The sequence below is a fragment of the Bacillus sp. B2-WWTP-C-10-Post-4 genome (genome assembly GCF_009183805.1).
Classification (GTDB): domain Bacteria; phylum Bacillota; class Bacilli; order Bacillales; family Bacillaceae_G; genus Bacillus_A; species Bacillus_A cereus.
On sequence record NZ_WEII01000169.1, the window covers coordinates 1 to 5,863 of the forward strand.

Consider the following 5,863-nt stretch of genomic DNA (forward strand, 5'->3'; position numbering starts at 1 on the left):
ATTGTATATCATCAATTCTCTTGTTCCTCGCTATTCTACATTTAAATACATGTAATATTGCCTATACTTTGTTATTTTCATGTGAAACTAATTCACTATATATCTCTTTCTCTATATTTTTCAAGAGAATTTCCAACCTATTTTTTGTAGCTAGAGTAAAATGTGGATTTAATTCTTTTATTATAAATTCAAGTATCTCAAAGCTTATGTACTCTCCTAATTCAAGTGAATATTGATCACCCAAGAAAGTTTTTAATTTTTTAGAGATCTCCACTTTATCTTTTTTGGTAATATTTACCCCATCCGATAACAAACCTCTCTTAGATTAGTCTTAAATACTAATTCAAAAAGTTTTTATAACATAATAAAAATATTTTGGAATTAATATAAATCATATAATGAAATTTTTACAAATAAATAAAAAATATACATCATAATCATTAAACAATATATCAAGCATCATAAACATATATTGGCTCGTCATAAAGGCGTAAACATTTTGACCAATTTCCACATAACGTTTCCCATTCACCAGCAGGATATACTTCCGTACGCAATATATGAAGTGGTATACGTAAATTCAATAACCGACCACTAAGCGTCGTACGAGTAACTCCCGCTGGCATTAAAAACTTTGCTTCAATTACCTTTTTCAGTTCCATCAACGAGTATTCTGGATAACTCATCAATATTTCATTTGAATGAGGCCAGATCTCAGTATCATTTGAATGACGGCGTACCGTATACTCATGTTGATATAAGCTGACAATACGATGCCATATCTCTAAATGATTAAATAAATCGCTATTTAAATCCCTTGCATATAAAAAATGTACTTGTTTATTTGCTTCTGTAATTTTTGCAAGCAAACGTTTATTAGCAATAATCTTACCTGACCAAATTATTGTAGGTTCTTTCTTTAAATTATTTACCCATTCCCCCATTGGTAATAAATGATTCCAAGCACGAATTTTTATTTTTTCATCAGGTACTACCTGTACAGCAACGCGTTTACAACCTAATGCCATCATAGCCTTCATACGATGGGCACCATCAAGTAACAGATAATTACCATCACTAAGCTCAGAGACTAAGGGAGGATTCCGTAAAACACCTTCACTTTCCATTACACGACAAATTTGTTCCAATCGTTTGTGTTCATATGATTCATGAAAGCGAATTTGCTTGGGATGTAAGAGATCTAAGGCCGAAATAATTTCACTCATAAAAACAGCTCCTCAAATAATTACATAAATTCTAAGCTTATCAAATTACTAATTTTCTATAATGATTAGTTGTGTTTACCGATATTTAGCAGCTATTAGACAATTATTTCAAACTGCGCTTTAATAATTTTACTAGTCTTCTAATAAAACACCAATTTCCTTTTCCCTAGCCCTTTGATAGTAATAAGCAGCAATGGCTACATCAAAAATGGCCATACCCATTGGATTAAATAATATTGCTTTGTCATAAGGGAAGTTTTGCAGTGCTCCTCGGATTACAACGTCAGCAATTGATACTGTATCTTCTTTTTGTAAACCTCTTTCAAGGTGCATCCTTTCAACATCAGTTTTTTCACGACAGACTTCTTCCCAATTATCAACAACTAGGGATTTTGTATATTCTAAGATATCAGGCTTAAAATCACGAAGAGAAACATTGAGTAGTAGCGCTCCATCTTTAGGTTTCTTATCAATATAACCTTCTGCAGAAACAGTACAAGTAATAAAAATATCAGCATCATTATAGGCTTCTTCATAAGCATTAACCTTTTGAGTTTTAGAATAAATTTCCTCAGGAATTAATTCGTCTTTAATTCCATTGATATCATATAGGTAAACACTTTCGATTTTATCGCCTAATAGGGCAGTTACCATCTTTAAATGCATCTGACCAATAGGTCCAAATCCAATTATTCCAACTTTAACATTATTTAAATCTCTTAACTTGGCAAACTCTCGAATCATTAACCCTGTAACAGAAGCTGTTCGTATAACACTGACCATTGCTGTATTAAGCGTCGCAAATGGTTTTCCAGTCATAGCATCATTTAATATAGTAACTGAATGAGCACGTTGAATACCTTTCTCAATATTCTTCGGAAAACTAGCTATCCATTTGATTCCTGAAACCTTAAATTCTCCTCCAATATAAGCTGGCATAGCAATAATTCTATTAGCCGGATCATCGAAACGTAAGTATGGCTTAATTGGCTGAGAAAAATCATCTAAATCAAGACTTTTTACTGCCTTTGAAATGACATTTATTGTTTCTTCCCAATTAACACCCATTTCATTGATATGTTTGGTATTTAAATACATCATAATTGCTTCCTCATTTCTATATCATTTTTATAAAGAAACTAATTGGTCTTCTACTGATTTTTGTGTATTAAGCCATTCTACCCATTCTACGTTGTAAATAGTTGATGTGTAAGCTTGTCCATTATCAGGACACAAGAAAACAACATTAGGTGTATTTTGAACATCCTTATTTTCAAAATACTTTTGGATTGCATAATATGAAGTCCCTGATGATCCACCAGCAAATATTGCATGTTTATTAAATAGCTCATAACAACCTGCAACAGTATGGACCTCCGGTACAATCATTACATCATCAATCAATGCTTTTTTAACCATACCAGGTATCATACTGGCACCAATTCCTGGTATGTACCGTTTACGAGGCTTATCACCAAAAATAATGGACCCTTGACTATCTACCGCAATAATTTTAATATTAGGGAATTTTTCTTTTAATCGTGTAGATACCCCAGCGATAGTTCCTCCAGTACTCACTCCAATGAAGGCATAATCTAACTGTTTAAAATCATTAGATATTTCTTCACCAATTCCTTGATAATGGGCTTCAAAGTTATCAGCATTATTATATTGATTTGTCCAGTATGCATTAGGAATAGTATTTAAAAGTTCTTCCACCTTATTTAAACGCGTTAATAAATAGCCACCTGTTTCATCTCGTTCATCCACTTTAGCTACTTGATAGGAAGTTGCTCTCAAAAAATTCTCATAACTATCATTAATATTTGGATCAATAACTGGTATGAATTTCAGGCCGATATACCTACAAAGAGTAGCAAGAGCAACCGCAAAGTTACCAGATGAAGATTCGATAATTGTAGAATTTTCAGTCACTTCACCGCGACTTATTGCTGATTTTAAAATATGGTGAGCAGCACGCACTTTAACACTATTCATTAAATTGTGATATTCTAGTTTTGCATACAGATTAATCTTTTCATGCTCTAATTTAATCATAGGTGTGTTGCCGATTACCCTTTCTAAACTCTCTAATTTCTTGAGCATAATTTGCTTCCTTTCTTGGTTAAAATCTAAAAAAATAATTAAAGATAAATAGTTGTAAATGTTCTTTCGAATGTATTTCAAATAGAACTTATACCTGAAAGACAATAAATGCTAGATTCTTTAGTATCGATAAGCTAAGCACCATTCAAGTACTGCCATAGCACTATTTAGCTTGTTTTCGGCCTGGGTAAATACAATACTTTTCGGTCCATCAATAACTGTTGCTGCTACTTCTTCCCCCCGGTGTGCTGGGAGGTCATGCATGAAAGTAGCTTCCGGATATAAAGTCAAAATTCTCTCTGTCACTGCAAATGGATTAAATGCATCTTTCCATAAAGGATCTATTTTGCTTGTCCCTGTTGTTTGCCACCTTGTTGTATATACAACATCCACTTCACTAGGTAACATTTTTATATCATGACATTCAATAACTTTAGCACCAGATAATCGTGCATATTCTTTTGATTTTTCAAGCACACTTGGAGACACTCCATAACCAGCAGGTGTAAAAAGATATAGCTCCGTACCTGGAAAACGAGATAAAGAAAGAGCTAGAGCTGCAGCACTGTTATTACCTTCTCCCATATATAAAACCCGTAATCCAGCTATTTCACCAAATTTTTGTTTCATTGTTGTTAAGTCTGTTAGTGCTTGTGTTGGATGTTCTTCCGCACTCATTGCATTAATGACTGCCATACGACTTTGAGATGCCAGCTTTTCCATTTCCTTTTGACTATCTGCAGTTCTTGCTACTAGTCCATCCAGCATTCGCGAAAGTACTTGAGTAGTGTCTTCTATAGACTCCCCTGTATTTTCTTGCAAATCATTTGGACCATACGTTACAATTTGTGCACCCATCTTTAATGCTGCAACAGAAAATGCCGATCGAGTTCTAGTCGATGTTTTACGGAAGTAAATCCCAATTATATTTCCCGCTAATATTTGATTAGGTTGCGATTTACCTGCGGCAAACTCTACCCCACGATTTACAATTTGATTAATATCACTATCAGTAAGATCCTCAAGAGTAATTAAATGTTTTCGAATAGCCATTATTATATTACCTCCCTTTTGAATAATTGCATGTAACAAAAATGTATTTACATATGTATGTAAATAAAAACTACTAAACAGCTAAAGTAAAAATAATAGATTGGAAATATAATTCATGTGGATCCATTACCACACTTTTCTAAAATTTTTTTAAACTAATGTATAGCAGTTGATATATAGCCTATATGAACTCGAATACTATTTTTACTCAGAAATACTTACATATAATTCTATTGTTAGTCTATATTCCTATTTTTTATGATATAGCTCTGCTGAATATATTACACACTACAACACTAAAAATATACTCAAAATACAGAATTTTCAGCTTTCTCAATTCTTTCATCAATTTTCTGTCAATTCATACTCAAATTATCTTTTTTACTAATAATATACATACAATGTTGGCTGTTTCTTTTATAGCCCACTTCTAAAAAATCCACCCATTCAAAAATATCGTTTTCCGGATTGTCAGTTAAGATACAAATTACTGCTGCAGTCATTAAAGAGCCCTCTTTAAAAGAGATATACTCCTTCTACTGGCTCGCTATTTTAGTTATGATAACCTCTTAATTGTTACAGCTATAACGCTAACAATTGTTATTGCAACCATTGATCTAAGCAAACAAACAATGAATGACATACTAATATATACACAAAGTAATCTATTAAGCGTAAAATGATTGTATCTCCAGCAAGTTTAATTACTTATTCAGATCTTTGCTTTTATAATTTTCAAAATTAAATTTCCGAAAATTTTCTTTCATTAAGGAAATATCGATCATTTTAAACTATGTAAGAATGCTTATCTTCTATAAAGTAATTACACAAATCAACAAAGTCAATTTCAATTATTGATTCTGGAAAACTATCTAAAGAAGCACAACAAGAAAGCTTATAATCTTTACCAATAGTAAACTTTTTATAATAAACCTCATTAGATAGCATGTCACCATAAAATATTGTATTTTTTTTAATAACAAAAGAGTTTAAAGGTATAGTTAGTCCTTTCCCTATCCATTTAACAAAGCTTTCTTTTATAGTCCATAATTCATAAAACACATCTAATTGTTGTTCTACATTTAATGAATTTAAATAATTAAATTCTTCCTCATTAAATATATTTTTAATCATTGTAGTATCTATGGGCCGGACTTTTTCTACATCTATTCCTACTTCTTCCTCATGAATAGCTCCAACAACCCAACTTTCGGAATGTGATATATTAAAATGAAAATTATTTAACTCATCAACATAAGGCTTTCCGTATTCATTGTATTTATATTTAATATCTTTATTTTCTTTTGCGAAATTTGTAGTAATTAAATATCTTATTATAATGTCTCCAATTAAGGCGCTATATTGGTCGGGCTTTCTTTTATATTTCTGTATTTTCATCTGCTTTTCTTTTGAGACCAAACTCATAAGTTTCTGCATAATGTTATGTTCTATATTTCCTGGCACACGTACCTTATATA

7 protein-coding genes are annotated in these 5,863 nt (G+C 31.8%); all 7 read right to left on the bottom strand.

Annotated features, from left to right (window positions below):
- Positions 1-61: 61 nt before the first annotated feature.
- A complete protein-coding gene (locus GBN78_RS27965; protein WP_044585333.1) occupies positions 62-313 on the bottom strand; it encodes a DUF2164 family protein in 252 nt (83 codons plus the stop codon).
- A gap of 139 nt (positions 314-452) precedes the next feature.
- Complete coding sequence (locus GBN78_RS27970; RefSeq protein WP_119781218.1) at positions 453-1,226, bottom strand: ParB N-terminal domain-containing protein; 774 nt, start codon at positions 1,224-1,226, stop codon at positions 453-455.
- A gap of 132 nt (positions 1,227-1,358) precedes the next feature.
- Entirely contained in the window at positions 1,359-2,327 is a 969-nt protein-coding gene (sbnB, locus tag GBN78_RS27975) for a 2,3-diaminopropionate biosynthesis protein SbnB (RefSeq protein ID WP_025967128.1), read from the bottom strand.
- A gap of 27 nt (positions 2,328-2,354) precedes the next feature.
- Positions 2,355-3,332 carry a 2,3-diaminopropionate biosynthesis protein SbnA gene (gene sbnA, locus GBN78_RS27980; protein ID WP_025967129.1) on the bottom strand — a complete coding sequence of 326 codons (978 nt, stop codon included), beginning with the start codon at positions 3,330-3,332 and terminating at the stop codon, positions 2,355-2,357.
- 120 nt (positions 3,333-3,452) lie between these two features.
- A complete protein-coding gene (locus tag GBN78_RS27985) occupies positions 3,453-4,385 on the bottom strand; it encodes an ornithine carbamoyltransferase (protein WP_025967130.1) in 933 nt (310 codons plus the stop codon).
- A gap of 356 nt (positions 4,386-4,741) precedes the next feature.
- Entirely contained in the window at positions 4,742-4,888 is a 147-nt protein-coding gene (locus tag GBN78_RS30480; protein WP_000123019.1) for a hypothetical protein, read from the bottom strand.
- A gap of 283 nt (positions 4,889-5,171) precedes the next feature.
- On the bottom strand, positions 5,172-5,863 hold a 692-nt coding region (locus GBN78_RS27990), incomplete at its 5' end, for a 4'-phosphopantetheinyl transferase family protein (protein ID WP_152127943.1).

Coding starts and splice junctions, on each gene's coding strand:
- GBN78_RS27970 (WP_119781218.1), bottom strand. CDS start 1,226: ATGAGTGAAATTATTTCGGCCTTAGATCTCTTACATCCCAAGCAAATT.
- sbnB (WP_025967128.1), bottom strand. CDS start 2,327: ATGATGTATTTAAATACCAAACATATCAATGAAATGGGTGTTAATTGG.
- sbnA (WP_025967129.1), bottom strand. CDS start 3,332: ATGCTCAAGAAATTAGAGAGTTTAGAAAGGGTAATCGGCAACACACCT.
- GBN78_RS27985 (WP_025967130.1), bottom strand. CDS start 4,385: ATGGCTATTCGAAAACATTTAATTACTCTTGAGGATCTTACTGATAGT.
- GBN78_RS30480 (WP_000123019.1), bottom strand. CDS start 4,888: ATGACTGCAGCAGTAATTTGTATCTTAACTGACAATCCGGAAAACGAT.